At 59.7% G+C, this 16,467-nt stretch carries 18 protein-coding genes; 7 read left to right on the plus strand and 11 right to left on the minus strand.

Translation table 11 applies throughout. From position 1 onward, the window contains the following. The coding region (locus AC1Q5O_RS26735) for a hypothetical protein (protein ID WP_492567070.1) at positions 1-199 on the plus strand (199 nt) is incomplete at its 5' end. A 53-nt stretch (positions 200-252) separates the two neighbouring features. Here AC1Q5O_RS26735 and arr read toward each other — a convergent pair. The 3 genes from arr to AC1Q5O_RS26750 all read right to left on the minus strand — a co-directional run bounded on the left by arr (position 253) and on the right by AC1Q5O_RS26750 (position 1,777). After that, positions 253-675, minus strand: a complete 423-nt coding sequence (gene arr / locus AC1Q5O_RS26740) for an NAD(+)--rifampin ADP-ribosyltransferase (RefSeq protein WP_464663466.1) — start codon at positions 673-675, stop codon at positions 253-255. A gap of 282 nt (positions 676-957) precedes the next feature. Next, entirely contained in the window at positions 958-1,437 is a 480-nt protein-coding gene (locus AC1Q5O_RS26745; RefSeq protein WP_464663464.1) for an SRPBCC family protein, read from the minus strand. Further along, on the minus strand, positions 1,421-1,777 hold the full coding sequence (locus AC1Q5O_RS26750; RefSeq protein WP_464663462.1) for an ArsR/SmtB family transcription factor: 357 nt from the start codon (positions 1,775-1,777) through the stop codon (positions 1,421-1,423). The genes AC1Q5O_RS26745 and AC1Q5O_RS26750 overlap by 17 nt, the downstream gene beginning before the upstream one ends. A 148-nt stretch (positions 1,778-1,925) precedes the next feature. Here AC1Q5O_RS26750 and AC1Q5O_RS26755 point away from each other — a divergent pair, with 148 nt between their 5' ends. Next, positions 1,926-2,567 carry a dihydrofolate reductase family protein gene (locus AC1Q5O_RS26755; protein ID WP_464663460.1) on the plus strand — a complete coding sequence of 214 codons (642 nt, stop codon included), beginning with the start codon at positions 1,926-1,928 and terminating at the stop codon, positions 2,565-2,567. Between the two features lie 233 nt (positions 2,568-2,800). Here AC1Q5O_RS26755 and AC1Q5O_RS26760 read toward each other — a convergent pair whose 3' ends face one another. The 6 genes from AC1Q5O_RS26760 to AC1Q5O_RS26785 form a co-directional block, all read right to left on the minus strand. Beyond that, entirely contained in the window at positions 2,801-4,129 is a 1,329-nt protein-coding gene (locus AC1Q5O_RS26760; protein ID WP_492567074.1) for a type II toxin-antitoxin system HipA family toxin, read from the minus strand. Next, positions 4,129-4,383: a helix-turn-helix domain-containing protein gene (locus tag AC1Q5O_RS26765; RefSeq protein WP_464663456.1), complete on the minus strand. Its 255-nt coding sequence runs from the start codon at positions 4,381-4,383 to the stop codon at positions 4,129-4,131. Before AC1Q5O_RS26765 ends, AC1Q5O_RS26760 begins: the two co-directional genes overlap by 1 nt. A gap of 133 nt (positions 4,384-4,516) precedes the next feature. Beyond that, positions 4,517-5,794: an ABC transporter permease gene (locus AC1Q5O_RS26770; RefSeq protein ID WP_492567076.1), complete on the minus strand. Its 1,278-nt coding sequence runs from the start codon at positions 5,792-5,794 to the stop codon at positions 4,517-4,519. Beyond that, the gene (locus AC1Q5O_RS26775; RefSeq protein ID WP_464663452.1) at positions 5,791-6,477 is read right to left on the minus strand and encodes an ABC transporter ATP-binding protein; all 687 of its coding nucleotides are present in this window, start codon (positions 6,475-6,477) and stop codon (positions 5,791-5,793) included. The genes AC1Q5O_RS26770 and AC1Q5O_RS26775 overlap by 4 nt, the downstream gene beginning before the upstream one ends. Positions 6,478-6,481: 4 nt before the next feature. Continuing rightward, the gene (locus tag AC1Q5O_RS26780) at positions 6,482-6,946 is read right to left on the minus strand and encodes a hypothetical protein (protein ID WP_464663450.1); all 465 of its coding nucleotides are present in this window, start codon (positions 6,944-6,946) and stop codon (positions 6,482-6,484) included. A gap of 67 nt (positions 6,947-7,013) precedes the next feature. Next, a complete protein-coding gene (locus AC1Q5O_RS26785) occupies positions 7,014-8,768 on the minus strand; it encodes an alkaline phosphatase (RefSeq protein ID WP_492567079.1) in 1,755 nt (584 codons plus the stop codon). A gap of 700 nt (positions 8,769-9,468) precedes the next feature. Here AC1Q5O_RS26785 and AC1Q5O_RS26790 point away from each other — a divergent pair. From AC1Q5O_RS26790 to AC1Q5O_RS26805, 4 genes are all read left to right on the plus strand, one after another. Further along, the gene (locus tag AC1Q5O_RS26790) at positions 9,469-10,434 is read left to right on the plus strand and encodes an ABC transporter substrate-binding protein (protein WP_492567081.1); all 966 of its coding nucleotides are present in this window, start codon (positions 9,469-9,471) and stop codon (positions 10,432-10,434) included. A 34-nt stretch (positions 10,435-10,468) separates the two neighbouring features. Beyond that, entirely contained in the window at positions 10,469-11,464 is a 996-nt protein-coding gene (locus tag AC1Q5O_RS26795; protein ID WP_492567083.1) for a FecCD family ABC transporter permease, read from the plus strand. Positions 11,465-11,529: 65 nt separating this feature from the next. After that, positions 11,530-12,501, plus strand: coding sequence for a FecCD family ABC transporter permease (locus AC1Q5O_RS26800; RefSeq protein WP_492567113.1), 972 nt, complete (start codon positions 11,530-11,532; stop codon positions 12,499-12,501). A gap of 8 nt (positions 12,502-12,509) precedes the next feature. Then, positions 12,510-13,319 (plus strand): ABC transporter ATP-binding protein, encoded by an 810-nt coding sequence (locus AC1Q5O_RS26805; RefSeq protein ID WP_492567085.1) that lies wholly within the window; start codon positions 12,510-12,512, stop codon positions 13,317-13,319. Here AC1Q5O_RS26805 and AC1Q5O_RS26810 read toward each other — a convergent pair. Both AC1Q5O_RS26810 and AC1Q5O_RS26815 read right to left on the minus strand, forming a co-directional pair. Beyond that, positions 13,294-13,974: a class I SAM-dependent methyltransferase gene (locus tag AC1Q5O_RS26810; RefSeq protein ID WP_492567086.1), complete on the minus strand. Its 681-nt coding sequence runs from the start codon at positions 13,972-13,974 to the stop codon at positions 13,294-13,296. The two genes, AC1Q5O_RS26805 and AC1Q5O_RS26810, sit on opposite strands and share 26 nt — an antisense overlap. Positions 13,975-14,088: 114 nt before the next feature. Beyond that, a complete protein-coding gene (locus AC1Q5O_RS26815; protein ID WP_492567088.1) occupies positions 14,089-15,282 on the minus strand; it encodes a (R)-mandelonitrile lyase in 1,194 nt (397 codons plus the stop codon). 167 nt (positions 15,283-15,449) lie between these two features. Here AC1Q5O_RS26815 and AC1Q5O_RS26820 point away from each other — a divergent pair, with 167 nt between their 5' ends. Beyond that, complete coding sequence (locus AC1Q5O_RS26820) at positions 15,450-16,343, plus strand: LysR family transcriptional regulator (protein WP_492567090.1); 894 nt, start codon at positions 15,450-15,452, stop codon at positions 16,341-16,343. Positions 16,344-16,467 lie beyond the last annotated feature (124 nt).

Genomic DNA, 16,467 nt, shown 5'->3' on the forward strand with positions numbered 1-16,467 from the left:
ACTTCGGCAGTTGGTGACTTCGCGGGCGATTTGCTTCCCAGCTTTAGCAGAAATGCGGTCACAGACACCACCGACCGATTGCCAATATGCCGGGCGGCAATGCGCGCCCTATTCGGCCGTTAAACCAGACTACGACATTTCCTCAAAGCTGCCGTTCTGCGCGCGGGACCTGGCCGTCCAGTCCGGGGCGGAAAGCTGATCGTCTCCTTTGATTCGATCGCGGAATGAGCACACGATGCGTGTCGCCTCGCATCAGTTGATGATTTCGCCTCGTTCGTCTGAGCGCAGCGCGGTCAGTCGTTCTCTCCATACCTGTAGTGCTTCGGGCGTCAATCTGGTCCAATGCGTGATTTCGCCAATGACCTTGAGCGGTGCGCTGCTGCGATACGACCGCGTGGGGTTGCCGGGAAATTTCTTGTCGGTCACGTTCGGGTCGTTCTCGAATGTCCCGGTCGGCTCTACGGCGTAAACACGCGGGACTGCGCCGCCTTCGGTGAGTTCAGCCGCGATTTCAGCGGCAAGCCCGGCACCGTCCACAATGGCAGTGAAGTAGATATGGTTCATCACCACTTCGGGACGATAGTTCGACCGGTATCCTGCGGTGAGGAAATCACCCGCGCGCAAAGCCGCGATTGTGCCGTGAAAGAAGGGTCCCTCGTCCAGCGCTTCGGTCATCGTGATCGTCCTTATCTTGTGAGTCTGCTTGTGGTCCGCGAGCCAAGCGGTACCAACGTCCGAAATGGCGTCAAAGCGGCGTGGGAGGATGCCGCTCCTCCCATTTCTGCCTCGCGCCCTTCATGCTGTCGTGCAGATCACGATAGCGGCCGCCCGAACGCAGACATCGTGTGCGGCTATCCTGTTCCGTCAAGCTATGATTTGCGCGATCAACCGTCGCTCGATCTGCACGCCGCCTCGGCCATCGCCAACTGACACGAGCGGCACTGAGCGGCCAAGGGCTCACCCATCCAGCCAGGCGGCGAGGCCCTCCAGCGTCTGCAGTCCGTATTCCACCGCACCGAAGCCGATGACCACCTGACGCCGTTCGCGGCTGGGATGGAGCTGGCGCATGGTCAGCACCGTCTTGCCGTCAGTCTGCTCGTCGAAGGTCACTGTGGCGCGGAAACGGTCGGGGTCGTCAGGATCCGGCGTGCCATAGTCCATCACGATCCGCTCGTTCGGCACGATCTCCACAAAGCGCATGAGGCTTGGGAAGCGCTGCTGCGCGCCTTCGAATACGCCCACCATGTCGAACCGCCAGACCCCGCCCTCGCGGATATCGGCTTCGTGGGTTTCGATGCTGAAGCCGGCCGGGCCGTACCATTCGCCAAGTGCCTTGGGGTCCATCCAGGCAGCAAAGACCTTGTCGCGCGGATGGTTGAGCAGCTTCACTAGCACGATTTCGCGGTCGAGCGACCATGTCTCAAACGGGTTTGCCATGTCCTTCACCCTCCTCTTCCGTTTTATCCAAGTAGACTTCCAACCGGTCCAACCGCTCGGTCCAGCGCCGGCGCTCGGCTTCCATCCAGTCAGCCGCCTCATCGAAGCGCCCCCGTACCAGCTGGCACCAGCGGCTGCGCCCGCGTTTCTCGCTGACGATCAGTCCGCAATCTTCCAGCACCCTGAGATGCTGGGCGAAGGAGGGCAGCGCCATGTCGAAAGGCTCGGCCAGGGCACTGACCGGCAACTCGCCCTCGATCAGCCGCGACACCACGGCGCGGCGGGTAGGATCGCTGAGAGCGTGAAAGGCGAGGTCGAGCGGGGTCGAATGATAAGGCATAGGCGTCAGTAAAGTGGTCCGGGGCGCCGGTCAAGGATAAAAAGGTACTTGCCTTAGTATCTAACTTTGAATACAAAGGTGAATACCTTAGTAACAGGCTTCGAATATTGGGACAGTTATGGTGCAACCACGCGCAAGGAGGACTCCAGTGGCAGTTCGTGTCGATCTCATTATCTCGCTCGATGGTTTCGCGACAACGACGGATCAGACGCCCGAAGCGCCGTTTGGCGAGGACTGGCCGCGTCTCGTCGGCGCATACACTGCAACGCGAACGTTCCGTGAGCGTGTGCTAAAGGATACCACGGGAGCAGGGACCACAAGTGTCGACGACGAATACGCGAAGGAGTACTTCGCTAATGTGGGTGCCGAGATTATGGGCGCTGGCATGTTCGGACTCCACAACTTTCCCGACGATCCGAACTGGCATGGCTGGTGGGGCGACGAGCCACCGTTCCGGGTTCCGGTCTTCGTCCTCACCCACAACCCGAGGCCCTCGATAGAGATGGCCGGTGGCACCACTTTCCACTTCCTCAACACCACCCCGGTTGATGCGCTTCAGCAGGCTGTCAGTGCAGCGCGCGGCAAGGATGTGCGGGTTGGCGGTGGTGCGACTGTCGTTCGCGCCTTCCTCAAGGCGGACCTTGTCGACCGTCTTCACGTTGCGATCGCTCCGATCTTGCTCGGACGCGGCATCCGCCTGTGGGACGATCTGCGGGGCCTAGAAGCTGGCTATACAGTCAGGACAGAAACGGCACCGAGTGGCACTATCCATCTCACCTTCCGACGCTAGCCGCTGCCCCGTGACTTGAAGCGATGATGGACTGGCTACAGGTGGTCTATAACGTCGGATTCTCGAGTTCCAATCTAGGCGCTGACAGTTTGCTTCCGGCCCCGAAGCGGCGGCGTCCTTAACTGCCGAACGTGACGGGATCGATGATGATAATTGTTCCGATAGCGCAGACTAGGTAGAGTGGCTTAGCAGTGAGACTTGGCCAAGAATGGCAATGCGGGTAATTTCTTGCTTCAGACATGAGACGCTCGTGAAAGTGAATCGGCGACTAGCTGGACGCGGTGGTTGATGGCCGCCATGGTGGACGTCACGAGCTGGTCTGGAAAACCGTTGGGCAGCTTCGTGATAGCAGCCTCTGCCTGCTGTTCGGCGTTCGCGGTGATGTCTTCAAAGATCGCTTTCATCGCCGGGGTACCCACACCGGAAAGGTCCGCCGACTGCATGAAATGGCGGGGTACGATGTCATGGATGGCATAGTGGCGGTTTCTGCCAACCGACATCGCAAGTTTGAATTTCTTGCGGGAGATCTGGCCTTCGTCGAGGCTCGGCTGTGCGGTCAGCACGTCGTAGAGAGGTGTCATTCGGAAGCGTCCGCCGGGGCCAAGAAAAATACTGAAGTTTTTAGCGTGACCGTCGGTCGCGCCGAGCAGCCAGAACAGGATACTGGCGCGCATGAATATGGCTGTATCGGCATCGGGTGTGTCACTGCCTTTCAAAAGGTTGATGATTTCCCGCATTCCAGGGCCGCCGTCGGACTGATATTTTCTGGTGGGCGGGATCGACAGCGCCTGGCAAGTGTCCTCTTGCGGCAGACGGAGCAATCTTCCGTCCTTCGCCCAAAGGCGGTCGAAACGTTCTACGATTAGTGTACGGCGTTCCCCGAATTCCGCGATCTCGACGTTGGCGGTGGCGACGCCCATTGCTTCCAGCAGCTTCAGGCAGAGATACTCATTCTCGACACTGTTGGAGAGGTCGATGCCATTGGGAAGCTGGCCGATCTGCGGTTTGAGAATATGGGTGGTGGCGGTGGTGGCTGTGGGTTTAAACCACTGGCCGTCCTTGCGCAGCAGGGCGGTTTTTTCCTGTGCCCCGGCAATCGAGATTCGAAAATCTTCGTCTTCGCCCATACCGAGCGGCGCGGCGGCGAGATTCTTGATGATGTCTGCGACCTCGTCGTCGCTGACCGGCTTGCCGTCGGTATCGCCGGCAGTGCCGGGATCAGTGCCGTCGGGCAGGAATTGCAGGGCGCCCACGCAGTCCTGGCCCAGAGCGGTTAGCAGGCTGAAGGCGTCAGTTCCTTCCGCGCCGACGCGCTCGGCGACCCGGTTGCGGATTGCGTCGTTGTCAGGCAGCAGGTTGTCGAACACATTGATAACCAGGTTGCCGATATAGCGGTCCTCGCGCAGGGGCAGTGATAGTGACACCGGGAATGTGCTGCGCCAATCCAGCCAGCTGTGTCCGTACTGGAAGTCGATGGCGCCTGTGGCCTCACGCCGCAGCACGCCGACATGACGGCTGTTCAGAAAAACGTTGAGGGGTACGTGCGCCCGCCTTCTCGCCATCAGAACAAGTCCTCGATGTCGGCGGCACTGCCCTGGCTGCGTGGTCGAACGACCAGTTCCAGATTGAGGGCTGAAAGGGCTTCCATCAGGGTGCGCAACTGGACGGCCGGCTCCCCGGCTTCAAGGCGCGAAACCGTGCCCTGCCGCATATGGATTTGTTCGCCGAGCGCGCCTTGACTCAAGTGCGCCTGTTTGCGGGCGCGGCGCAGGATGGCGCCGAGTTGTTTTTCTGTGCGGGCGATCTGTTCATTCATGGTGGCCTCCGATCACCAATATACGCGGTAACGTATAATCTGTCAATATACGCGAATGCGATTAAAGTAATGATATACGCGGAAGCGTTTAAAAAGCCATTATACGACAATACGTATAAGGACGCAGATGCACTCAGCCAGACGCACGCAAAGCGGCAGCGGGGCTGGAACGCAAAGCGGCAAGCGCGGGAACAATGGAGACGAATGCCGCAACAGCGAGAAAACCAGTCACCAGCCAGAAATCGTCCGGCGCGAAATCAACAGGCAGCCGGACGGCCGTCGATGCGGTCAGCCGCGCCGAGATCGTCGATGCTGCGGCGTAGCCGAGGGCAATCCCCAATGCGATCCCGGCGACGAACAGCAGGAAAAGCTCTCCCCACACGAGCGCGATAATCGAGCGAACCGGTGTGCCGAGCGCGCGCAAGGCGCCGATCTGCCGCCATCTCGATCCCACGTGCATGATCGTCACCAGCACGATCGCGGCGATGACGATCGCCTGTGTACCCAGGGCAATTGCCAGAAGCAGGCTGCGGGCGTCCCCCAACGTCGCGTAGAGCCGCGTCAGCACCTCCGCCGGAAAAACGCCGAGCGTTGCGCCTGTGCGGTATTCCTGCCGCAGGCGGTAAGCGTCGGCAACCGTCTTCGGCTTGACGAGAATGGCAGGAACGCCAGGGGATTGCGCATCGAAATACTCGTCCAGGGGCGCATCCGCATCAACATGGCCATGCTCGTGCTCATGGCTGTGATCTTTCGGCCCGGCACCATGCGACTCGGCTTCCCCACCTTCATGGTCATGATGTTCTTCACCATGCATGCCGTGAAGCTGCCATACGGCCCGGATCGGCACCAGGATGGTGCGATCCCAAGCGGTTCCCGTCGGCGCCATACGGCCAGTCACCTTGTAGGCAATAGCCGTATGGGTTTCACCGCCCGTTTCCGCCGTGCCGTGCATCGGTTTGATTTGCGCTCCAGGCGACAGCGCCACATCGGAACCAACCACCGCTTCGCCGAGGCGCGCGAAATGCGCCCCTTGCGCCAGGTTCGGAGACAGCGTCGAAATCAGGCTTGTCGTGGTGCCGACGATCGGAAAACCGTAAGCGGAGTCACCAAAGCCGACGGGCGCCGCCAGTTCGACGCGCGGATCGTTGGCGAGGCGGCCGAGAACGGCACCCTCCATCAGCGGCAGCGGCGCCGGCTGCAGGAAAACGGCCGAAAGCGCAAGCTGGGTTTCACTGCCGGCAGCTCCGACCAGCAGATCGAATTTCTCGGCCGCACGCGCGCTGCCGAGCCGGACGGCCCGCTCCTGCAACGTCACGGTCACGCTTAAAGCGACGGACAATGCAATGAGTACCACAACGGCCAACGCGCCGCTCCAGAATCGCCGCAGGTCGGCAAAAATGAACTTCATCATTGCGCGGCACTCTCTCCACTATCCTCGTCGACACGACCGCTCTCCAGGCAGATGCGGCGGCCAAGACGCTCCGCCAGGAAGGCATCATGCGTGACCACCACCAGTGTCGTGCCCTGCTCTGCGGAAAGCCGCAGCAGAAGCTCGGCAACCTCGTTGCCCGCATGGCGGTCAAGACTGGCCGTTGGCTCGTCAGCGACGATGACGCCGGGACGCTGCAGCAGCGCACGGGCGACGGCGACACGCTGCATTTCACCACGCGACAGTGTCTCGACCCCCTGCCCGACGCGGTTGATCCCGGTGGCTGAAAGCAGCGCAATCGCACGCTCCCGCTCCTCGACGGTCAGCCGGCGCGCAAGCCTGACCGGGAGAACCACGTTGTCGAAAGCGGAAAGCCCGGGGAAAAGATGGAAATCCTGCATGACAAGGCCGATGTTGCGTGCGCGAAAAGCATCGCGCCGGCCGGAGGAAAGACGGGTGATGTCCATACCATTCCAGGAAATTTTGCCTTGCGTGACGTTTTCCAGGCCGGTAATCGCGTTGACGAATGTGCTTTTGCCCGAGCCGGAAGCCCCGGTGATCGCCAGTTGACCGCCGGCCGGCAGATGAAATCGCTCGATGGCGAGGACCGGCGCAGCCAAGCCCGGAAAATGCATTTGAAGATCGGTAACGTCGAGCGCGAGCATGGTGTCAGACGGTCCTGAAAGCCGCGTTCCGAAGACGCAACTGGCTGATGAAGCCGGTTTCCGGATCGGTCCAGGAGCCGAACTCCAGCACCCCACGCGCGATGATCGGCGCATTGAATTGCACGAAGGTCTGCTTGGCCGAGAGATAGACGACCATGATATTATCCGGCCAGTCGGCGTCTGAGGAACAGAACGGGCAGAGCGACATCGGGATTTCCGTCAGGACGAAAAATGCGGCCTCCGCCTTCAGTGGCGGCGCCATGAAGCCGCTGATGGCAATCTCCTGACCACTCAATTGCTTCACCTTGTCGGAAAATTCGAGACCGAGCGGACCAAAGCTTTTGTAGAGCTCGCCGAAGCCCAGTTTTTCGGCAGCGCTTGCGCGTGCGGCAATGCCCATGAAAGGCAAGACCGCAGCGGCCGTGAGCAGCGCCCGACGACAAATAGCAAAGGTCTTCTTCTCCGTCATCGCAATCTCCTTAAACGGGAGGACAGGCGGCTTTCGGCCGCCTGCCCTGTTCGTCAGCCGGACAGATTTACATCTTTGACGCGCCGAGTGCGAAAGCGTCGGCGAGGACACGATAGACGTCGCTCTGTTCCATGTAACCACGGAAGCCTTCCGCACCCGGGCCAACGGCCTGCAGCACGACATCGTCCACCGCATGAACGCCACTATCCTCATCGCGCGGGATGTTGCCCTGGACGAAGACGGCGCCCGGCACGTCCTTGTAAGCTTCGTTGGCGACGTATTCCTTCTTCTCGTTCTGGATCGCCGGAACGAAAGGACCATCGAGCTTCGGACGGAAGGTCTCGTAGTGGTCAGGACCGTTGTTGGCCGCGATGAACAGACGGCGGGAAACATCGATTCGGTCCGGATAGCCATCGCCGTCCTTGTCTTCGTAGTTCGGGAAGCCTGCGGCGGCATAGGTGCCGACCTTGTCGCGCATTTCCGTGCCCGGCTTATCATCATCGACAGTGCCGATGATCGAGACGCCGTGCGTATGGTCACCAGTGACGACGATCAGCGTATCCGGATTTTTCGCCTGGAATTCGCGTGCAGCCGCGATGGCCTTGTCGAATTCGATCGTATCGATCAAAGCGCGATCCCAATCGAGGGGATGGCTCATCTTGTCGATGGACGCAGCCTCCACCATCAGGAAGAAGCCATCCGGATTCTTCGACAGCCTGTCGAGCGCCACCTTGGTCATATCAACCAGGCCCGGCTGGTTGGGAAACTTATCGACGGTACCCTTTTTGAGGAATTCGCGATCGAGCGTGACGTCGAGGTTGCCTGTGTGGAAGAGGCCGAGCAGCTTGCCCTGGTTCGAGCCAGCCGCGGCGGCCAGTTCATTCTTGTCGGTGGCGAGGGCGTAACCGGCCTCCTTGAAGAGCGCGATATAGTCCTTGTCGTCCTTGCGCTTCGAACCGGGCACGTCCTTGGCCAGGAAATAGGCCGAGCCTCCGCCGAGCAGCACGTCCGGCTTGACGTTGTACATCATGCCGACGATGTCGGCCTTGTCGGCGCGCTTGCGCGTATGGGAAACGAGCGCGGCAGGTGTCGCGTCCTGCACTTCAGATGTCGTCACGATGCCGAGCGACTTCTTGCCGGTGCGGCGCAGAGCCTCACCGATCGTTTCGACCTTGGGGTCGTCCTGGCTGGCCGGCGTGCGGTCAGCATAGACGCCGAGTGCGTTTACCGCGGACTTGTGGCCGGTCATATAGGCCGACATGGTGTTGGCGCTGTCGGTAGCGATCGCCGAGGTCGAGGAGGTGCCGATGAAGGCGACGGGCGGAATGTCATCCATGGCAAGGCGGACATTGGCCTTCCCCTCGGTCATGCCCTTGGACATGAGGCGGGCGCCGGTGCGGTGCGCAACGGAAAGACCGTCACCCAGCAGGAAGATGATGTTCTTGGCTTTGGGCGTGTCGGACGTTGTGTATACATCCCAGCCGACCGATTTCTTCTCGTCGCCAGCCGATACCTCGACCTTGTACTGGCCGGGCTTCGCAAGCTTGATGTCGCGCAGGATGAGCGCGGATCCGAGTACCTTGTCTTCAGCGCCCTTCTCCTCGGCAACGAATTGGGCGGCCTTGCCGAAAACAGCGTCGTAGCTCTCGCCGTTGATCGTGACTTTCACGTCTTCCGGCTTCACGACCTTGCTGAATTCAACCTTGAAATCGAATGGCGAGCCTGCAAGGACCGTGGCCCGGTCCAGCGGATAGATCGTTGTCGCATGGGCCGCCCCGGACAAGAGTGCCGCCGACGCCACCACAAGGAAAAGTTTACGCATTTCATACCCCCAACTTGGTTAGCTTCCCCTCTCCTTTATAAATCCCGGATGACAGCCAGATGAAATCGCGCCAGTTTTTACAACCCGTAAGTTCACAGGATGCAATGATCGCAGCAGCTTTATTGCAGAACTTGCGGTGGGGCGTTGTCATGTCTGAAGTCCACGACCCCGCATCTTTGCGCAGCGCCTTGAGACTCTGAAAAGTCTCAAGGCGCTGCGCGTTCATCTGCCACCAACGGGTAAATGGCCAAACCGATTCAGGCTGAATTCAATCGTTCAAACGGCCGATTCAATGATTAGGGGTGGAGGAGAAACTTGTAGAGGGATCCGCGAAACCCGCTGATCAGAGGCCAGCTGCATAAAATCGCCGGTGATCGGAAAACGATCATTTGTTGTTTCCGCCCAAAGGCATATCCGCAAATTGGATAAGTTCCTTTGTAAATGCCGATAAGAGCCTGTTTGAGATTGTTTCGATTTGAGGCAATAACTCCGCAATCGCTCATCCAGGTCTTTGAAATCAACAATAGAATGATCGCTTTGATGGGATACGAACCGAAAAGTCCGTGGAGTTCCCTTGCCCGCCGTCGAACGATGTTTCTGACGCATCTTATTGCAGAACCCGCAAGATAATATGATTGAACATGTCATGTTTATTGACTAAAGCGGTGTACAGTTACACGCAGTCAGGAAAGATGCCGTCATGTTTGGTAAAGGCCTCAAGTCTCTTTGTGCAATCAGTTTGCTCGGCCTTCTAACCGCAGCATCGGCGTCAGCCGACAATGCAAAAACATTGTCAATTCTCGATGATCGTGGAACCACCATCGAAGTTCCCGCCGATCCCAAGCGTGTCGCTTCCATTTCCTACTTTGCTACCGACGTGGCATTTGCGCTTGGTGTCAAACCGGTCGCAACCACCTATATGGCAGCCGGCCGCGAGCCCGATTTTCTCCTCGGCCTGACAAAGCAGATCAAACAGATCGGCCAGCGTGCCAAACCCAATCTAGAACTACTGTCGGAAGCAAAGCCCGACATCATCATTGCCATGCGCCGCTACACGATTGGCAATGCCGAGCAATTGCAGAAGATCGCGCCCTACGTGGCTTATAATATGGAGCTTTTGAGCGAAAGCGATCGCGAGATTTCCCAGCTTGCACAGGTGCTGGGCAAGCCGGAACGCGGTACGGAACTCAATGCCGCTTTCCGGCAGCACCTTGCCGAGTACAGCACCAAAGCGCCGAAGGACGTGCATCCGCGCTTTCAGATCATGTGGGCCGGAGATACGCCATGGTCCTTCCACACGGAGAATACAACGGCCTCGATCGTTGCCGCGCTTGGCGGTGACAACATTGCGGGACCGATGCGCCAAGGCGGACCGTTCGGTGTGGAGCTGAGCCTTGAAACCATGCTTGAAAAAGACCCGGAGGTCATTTTCGTTTATGATTCCGGTCCGGATCGTCCGCACGAGAATAATCCGATCTGGCAGCAGCTTTCGGCGGTCAAGAATGGCCGCGTTTTCTATGTCGGGGATCATTGGGTTGAAGCCAATGGTCCGATAGCCCGCGAGATCGTTTTGCGCGAAGCAGCACATTATCTGTATCCGGAGACCTTTCCAAAAGTGGATGTCAAAGCCGAGGCGGCAAAATTGATCCCCGCCGATATCCAGTAGCGATATCTCCTTGGCACGGCGGCAAGCAGCAGGCATGGGACGGTCATTGGCCACGACCACACTCATCGTGGCGGCAACCCTGTTGGTGATTGTTGCCGGCCTGCTCGTCGGGGCCAAACCGCTTGGACTGTCCAAACTGTGGCCGGTGCTCCTGTCGCCGGATGGAAAGATCGATTCCATTCTTGTCTGGTCGCTGCGACTGCCCCGCAGCCTTGCTGCCGTGGTTGCCGGTGCCGGCCTCGCCGTCTCGGGGTATCTCCTGCAGACGCTGACCCGCAATCCGCTGGCTGGTCCCGATATTACCGGCGTTGCATCGGGCGCGGTGGCGCCCATCGTGTTCTGTTTCGTATTCCTGCCATGGATTTCGTCAGTGTATTATCCCTTTGTCGGGTTGGCAGGCGGTTTGGCCGCTGCTTCCGCCACCCTTTGGGTATCGCGCGGCGGCGACGGACGACCACTGCATCTTGCGCTCGGTGGCATCAGCATCTCGCTCTTCCTGGGCGCGGCAACGACCTATGTGCTGCTCTTGAGCGGACCGCAAGCGCCATCCCTGCTCTTCTGGCTGTCCGGTGGTTTTCAAGGCAGGTCGTGGCCGCACCTTCTACACATGACACCATGGGTGCTCGGTGGCTTGGCCGGCGCCTTTGCGTGCCAGCGCGTCATCGGCATGCTCGCTCTGGGTGAACACGCATCCATTGGCATGGGACTGAACATGCGTTTCTGGAAACCGGCCCTGCTGCTGCTCGCCGTGCTTCCCGTTGCTGGCGTCGCGCCGGTCGCCGGGCCGGTTGCCTTTGTCGGTCTTGTTTCGCCGCACATCACCCGGCTGCTCAAACCGCATAACATCGGCTGGTCGATCATCCTGACCGCGGCCATCGGTGCGTTGATGGTCGTGACTGCCGACGTCATCGCACGCAGTATCGCCTTACCGCGCGAACTGCCGGTGGGTATTATCACGGCGCTTCTGGGCGGCCCCTTCTTTATCTATCTCGTCCAGACACGACGCTTTTCGCTGAAAGGCGGGCAGTGACGATGACCGTGTCCGCTCCCGTTCACCGCCCTTCCCTGTTTGGACCAGTATTGGCTCTCCTGGCCATGATGGTGCTCGTCCTTGTCGCCGCGGTGTTTCTGGGCGTTGCCGACATTCCGCCTGGAGATGTGGCAGCCGTCCTGACCGGACATGGCTCCGATCAAGCCAGATCGATCATTCTGGATATCCGCCTGCCGCGCATTGTCACCGGGATCCTGGCCGGAATTCATTTTGCCGTGGCTGGCCTCCTGCTGCAGACCATCACCCGCAATCCGCTCGCAGATCCGTCCATCGTGGGGATTTCACAGGGCGCGACCCTGGCCGTCACCGTCTTCCTTGTCTTCACCGTTTACATCTCTGAGCCGGGCTCCAACACGCTCGCCGAGCTGCCCCTTGCATGGCTTCCCGCCATCGGCACACTGGGCGGCATGGCAGCGGGCGGCCTTATCTACGTCCTCGCCTTCCGGCTTGATCTGGGGCCGCTCCGGATTACCCTTTGCGGCATTGCAATCGGTGCCGTGTTGCATGCCGCCGCGATTGGACTGATTGCCGGCTGGGGCTCGGCGCGCATTGAAATCCTGCTGGAATGGCTGTCCGGCAGCCTTTATGCGCGCAGCTGGACTCACGCCCTGTTCCTTGTGCCGTTCACAATCGCCGGGCTCGCAGCGCTCCCGGCCCTGCGGCGTTCCATAGACCTGCTGCGGTTCGACCCCGCAGTCGCGCGTTCCTTCGGCCTTTCCTATCGCAAACAGTTTTCAATCGTCCTGCTGTTGTCGTGCGCTCTTGCGGCAAGTGCGGTCGGTGCCGTTGGCCCCATCATCTTTGTCGGTCTTGTCGTTCCCCATCTCGCCCGTTTTTTGGTGGGCCGTCATTTTGCCCTTGTGCTGCCGCTGACCATTGCCCTTGGCGCATTTATCGTCACGTTGGGTGATCTCCTCGGCCGGCTGCTCGGGCAGGCTGAGGAGATTCCAATCGGGGTGATCACGGCCCTGTTCGGTGTGCCTGTATTGATCGCACTTCTGCGCAAAATACCTTGAGGACCATAATGCCCCTTTCCTGCTCGCAACTGTCGGTCTTCTATGGTCGCCGCAAGGCATTGAACAGCTTCAACCTTGATCTGAAGCCAGGAGAGATTCGGGCCCTCATCGGCCCCAACGGCTCCGGCAAAAGCACCGCGCTTCAATCCATTGCCGGCTTGATCACGCCGCACGAGGGGCAGGTGGAAATCAACGGCAAGCCCGCCAGAGAAATGTCGCGGCGGACCTTGGCAAAACAGCTGGCGTTCTTGCCACAGCAGCCGTCAGCTCCGGACGAGATGACCGTCGAACAGCTTGTGCGGCAGGGCCGCTATCCCCATGTCGGTCTGTTTCGCAGCTACAGCAGTCACGATGAACGGGCGATAGAATGGGCATTGGAAAGCACGGGGCTGGCCAATCTGGCGGACCGGAGCCTGCACGAATTGTCCGGGGGCGAGCGGCAGCGCGCCTGGATATCGGCGGCGCTCGCCCAGGAAGCCCAAATCCTGCTGCTGGACGAGCCTACATCCTTCCTCGATATCGGCTTTCAGGTGGAAGTGCTCAATCTGGTGCACCGCCTCAGCCGCGAAAGAGGCGTGACAATCATCATGGCCATTCACGACATCAATCAGGCGATCTCGATCAGTGACCGCATTTCCCTATTGGAAAAAGGCCAATTGCTCTTCGACGGAGAACCCGACGAGCTCGCCGGGAGCGGACTGATCGAGAAAGTATTCCGCGTGCAGGGCAATTTTGTCCGCATCGCGCCCGGCAGCCGCCCTCATTTCGATATCGAGCTCATCCGGTCCCAAATTACGGTTTCACCAGCCGGAAGATGACCTTGGTCTGCGTGTAATAGGTAAGCGCATCGGCAAAATCCGGCATCCAGCCATCGGCGACAAAGGGAATGAAGCCGTCAAAATCGAGTTTGCGCGCCGATACCTCGAACCCAGCACCCCCAAACACCCGGGCATAGTCGGTGATGGAGCGATCCTGCACGACCGTGTTGGTCTTCTTCGCAACAAGGTCGCGCCATTTCGGCCACAACGGATTATCCGTATGGCAACCGGTGACCGCGTAGTAAACACCCCCGGGCTTCAGACTCCGCCATATATCGCGCGCATGCGCTTCGATGTCGGCAACGAGATAGATCACCTCATGGCTGATCGCCAGATCGAACTCGCCGTCCCAGCCCTCGACTTGGGCAGCGGCCTGATACTGAATGGGCAGATTGCCCTTGAGGTCATTGGCCTTGGCGATTGATTGCTCGGCGATATCGACCCCGAGGGCCTTGCGAAACGGCCGGATCGCGTGGAGGTGGCGCAGCAGCCCGCCCTGATTGCAGCCGAAATCCAGCACTGCCTTTCCGGAAAGATCCCGTTCCGGCAAAAGGCCGATCAAATGCCGCCAGATCGGCGCATGCCCGTCGGCCATGGCATCCTCGGCGTCAGGATCGATGTACCACGTGCTGATATTTGCTGCGCTGCTGTGCATGGGAATCTCCGGTCATGTGTTGACGCACTTTTACACATTCCCGGAGGAGCACAACAGGAACTGCGGCAACATTGTTGCCTGCCAGAAGGATAAATGTTGCGGGCTTCTGGTCATTCACTCCGCTTCCCGGCCCCGGCTGTAGTCTTCAGGCGAAACCTTGTCCATCCAGGTTACCGTATTGCCATCGAGTGCCTCCGATACCGCAAAATGCACCATCGGTTGATCAGCCGCCGCACCGTGCCAATGTTTCACCATCGGCGGAATCCAGACAACATCGCCCGGCTTCATGATCTGGACCGCACCGCCTTCTTTCTGAACCCAGCCCTTCCCTGAGACAATGAAGAGTGTCTGGCCGAGGGGGTGCACGTGCCAGGCGGTATGGGCACCCGGTTCGAATGATACGGTAGCCCCGCCTATGCGGGCAGCGCCGTCGCCCTTATAAGCAGATGACACCTGGACCTGGCCGGTGAAGCGTTCCTCGGGACCGCTCACAGGTTGGCCGCCGCGCTTGACCACCTTGATATCCGCACCAGCCGGTGTATGCGCGGCGGCGGCCTCCCTGCTTGCCAAAACTGTTTTGAGAACTGGCACCGCAGACATGGCACGCGGCCAACCGGCATAGAATCCGGCATGGGTAATGGCTTCGGCCGCCTCTTCCCGTGTCAGTCCGTTATCCATGGCGCGGCCCAGATGGAACGCCAATTGGTCGATCTGCCCCATCGCTATCAGCGCCGTCATCGTAACCAGGCTCCGGTCGCGGGCCGACAGATCCGGGCGCTGCCACAGGTCGCCGAACAGTGCCCGGTTGGTGAGATCGGCAAGGGCGGGCGCGGTCGGCGCCACGTCGGCAGCCAGGGACGCGCTGCGAGCAGCTTCCGCTGCTGCATCCAACTGGATGAGCGCATCGTCGCTATCCCTGACGGGCGCGATCTTCATCTCGTCGAAGACCTTCTTGATCTCTGCCACAGCCGACATCGCGTTGGGCCAGCCGGAATAGAATGCCAGGTGCGTGACCACTTCGCCCACTTCACGGGCCTCGACGCCGTTTTCCAGCGCCCGCTTCACATGGTTGGCCAGAACGTGCCCCTTCCCGGTCGAGATCAGCGCGGAAATGGTGACCAGGCTGCGGTCGCGCGGGCTCAGATTCTTGCGCTTCCACACTTCGCCGAACAGAACATCATCGGTGAAATGGCCAAGACCGGGCGCAACGTCGTAGACAGCCGGCGGAGCCACCCGGGGGTGCTGCTGCGCTTCAGCGCCCGTGGCTGCGAATGCCGACATGGCAAGACTTGTGGCGATGGCTTTCACGATGCTTCTCCTTGTTGGTAGATCCGGCGACTCCTGGAACCACCGATGGCCTGGCTTCTACGTGGGTATGGCGCGGGGCGCCGCCGGGCATTGAAGCGAATTTACTCCTAGCCGATTAGCTCGACTAGGTGCTAAGATCCAATTGGACTTATATTGGGGATTCATCAATGAAGCGGGATGAGCTGGGCGACCTCGTTGCTTTTCTAACTGTCGCGGAAGAGCGCAGCTTCACGCGGGCGGCCGCGCTATTGGGTACATCGCAATCGTCACTCAGCCATTCGGTGCGTCGTCTCGAGGACCGCATGGGGGTTCGGCTGCTGACACGCACCACGCGCACCGTCGTCCCGACCGAGGCCGGAGAACAATTGGCCGAAACGCTCCGGCCCGCGTTCAACGATATCCGCAGCCGGATGGATGCACTTGGCGCCATGCGGCACGCGCCGGGCGGCACGATACGCATCACCGCCATACGTCATGCTGCGGTGGCCATTCTCATGCCCGCCGTAACGCGCCTGATGCAGTCCTATCCCGATATTAACGTCGAGATCTCGGTGGAAAACCGGCTGGTTGATCTGGTGAACGAGCGTTTCGACGCAGGGGTCCGGCTCGGAGAGCATATTGAAAAAGACATGATCGCGCTGAAAATCGGGCCGGAAATGCGCATGCTTGTCGTCGGCTCTCCAGATTATTTTGAACGGCACCCGAAGCCACTCACCCCGCATGACTTGACGAAACACCGCTGCATCAATCTGAGACTGACCACTGTCGGCGGTCTCTATGCCTGGGAGTTTGAAAAAGACGGCAAACCGCTCAATGTCCGCGTCGACGGCCAGTTCGTCTGCAATGACGTCCCAATCATCATCGACGGGGCACTGGCAGGATTAGGCCTGGCGTGCCTGCCAGACGACTACCTGCTCCCGCTGATCGGCGAGGGCAAGCTGGTTCCGGTGCTTGAAGACTGGTCACCGCCCTTCCCTGGATATCATATCTACTATCCCAGCAGGCGCCTTGCTTCACCCGCATTCTCGCTGTTGATCGATGCCCTGCGCTATCGCGGTTAATTCCATCACCTTTAGTTCATACCAGCGTGAACAGACACCCATAGGACCGCACTGGGCTTTTATCTATCTGTAAAAGCTCACTAACTCTGCGCCTGCGGATCATTCGTGATCTAGAAGTATAAAC

This window comes from Phyllobacterium sp. MT110 (genome assembly GCF_058792715.1).

What these genes read in the sequence shown, in the direction of transcription:
- arr (WP_464663466.1), bottom strand. Translation starts at nt 675, where the DNA reads ATGACCGAAGCGCTGGACGAGGGACCCTTCTTTCACGGCACAATCGCG.
- AC1Q5O_RS26745 (WP_464663464.1), bottom strand. Translation starts at nt 1,437, where the DNA reads ATGGCAAACCCGTTTGAGACATGGTCGCTCGACCGCGAAATCGTGCTA.
- AC1Q5O_RS26750 (WP_464663462.1), bottom strand. Translation starts at nt 1,777, where the DNA reads ATGCCTTATCATTCGACCCCGCTCGACCTCGCCTTTCACGCTCTCAGC.
- AC1Q5O_RS26760 (WP_492567074.1), bottom strand. Translation starts at nt 4,129, where the DNA reads ATGGCGAGAAGGCGGGCGCACGTACCCCTCAACGTTTTTCTGAACAGC.
- AC1Q5O_RS26765 (WP_464663456.1), bottom strand. Translation starts at nt 4,383, where the DNA reads ATGAATGAACAGATCGCCCGCACAGAAAAACAACTCGGCGCCATCCTG.
- AC1Q5O_RS26770 (WP_492567076.1), bottom strand. Translation starts at nt 5,794, where the DNA reads ATGATGAAGTTCATTTTTGCCGACCTGCGGCGATTCTGGAGCGGCGCG.
- AC1Q5O_RS26775 (WP_464663452.1), bottom strand. Translation starts at nt 6,477, where the DNA reads ATGCTCGCGCTCGACGTTACCGATCTTCAAATGCATTTTCCGGGCTTG.
- AC1Q5O_RS26780 (WP_464663450.1), bottom strand. Translation starts at nt 6,946, where the DNA reads ATGACGGAGAAGAAGACCTTTGCTATTTGTCGTCGGGCGCTGCTCACG.
- AC1Q5O_RS26785 (WP_492567079.1), bottom strand. Translation starts at nt 8,768, where the DNA reads ATGCGTAAACTTTTCCTTGTGGTGGCGTCGGCGGCACTCTTGTCCGGG.
- AC1Q5O_RS26790 (WP_492567081.1), top strand. Translation starts at nt 9,469, where the DNA reads ATGTTTGGTAAAGGCCTCAAGTCTCTTTGTGCAATCAGTTTGCTCGGC.
- AC1Q5O_RS26795 (WP_492567083.1), top strand. Translation starts at nt 10,469, where the DNA reads ATGGGACGGTCATTGGCCACGACCACACTCATCGTGGCGGCAACCCTG.
- AC1Q5O_RS26800 (WP_492567113.1), top strand. Translation starts at nt 11,530, where the DNA reads ATGATGGTGCTCGTCCTTGTCGCCGCGGTGTTTCTGGGCGTTGCCGAC.
- AC1Q5O_RS26805 (WP_492567085.1), top strand. Translation starts at nt 12,510, where the DNA reads ATGCCCCTTTCCTGCTCGCAACTGTCGGTCTTCTATGGTCGCCGCAAG.
- AC1Q5O_RS26810 (WP_492567086.1), bottom strand. Translation starts at nt 13,974, where the DNA reads ATGCACAGCAGCGCAGCAAATATCAGCACGTGGTACATCGATCCTGAC.
- AC1Q5O_RS26820 (WP_492567090.1), top strand. Translation starts at nt 15,450, where the DNA reads ATGAAGCGGGATGAGCTGGGCGACCTCGTTGCTTTTCTAACTGTCGCG.